At 41.1% G+C, this 246-nt stretch carries 1 protein-coding gene; it reads left to right on the forward strand.

Annotation, left to right across the window (positions count from 1 at the left end; genetic code table 11):
* Positions 1-207 (forward strand): integrase core domain-containing protein (locus tag ACK8OT_RS19375; protein ID WP_410198146.1); only part of this gene is annotated, 207 nt, incomplete at its 5' end.
* Positions 208-246: the final 39 nt, after the last annotated feature.

Here is a 246-nt window from a genome sequence, read left to right on the forward strand (position 1 = left end):
ATAGACTATATCCAGCCAGGTAACCCACAACAAAATGCTTACATTGAACGATTTAACCGCACGATGAGATTCGGATTGGTGAGCAAATATTTATTTGATAGCCTTGAAGAAGTTCAAGCGCGGACAACACAATGGCTTTGGTTTTACAATCATGAACGGCCACACACAGCGAATGGAGGTCATCCACCACTGAAGATTGCAGCTTAAATTCTACTAAAAGATGCAGTTATAAATGGGAGGATTACC

Origin of the sequence: Motilimonas thetidivivens (genome assembly GCF_046452435.1) — a bacterium.
Lineage (GTDB): Bacteria > Pseudomonadota > Gammaproteobacteria > Enterobacterales > CBDFNC01 > Motilimonas.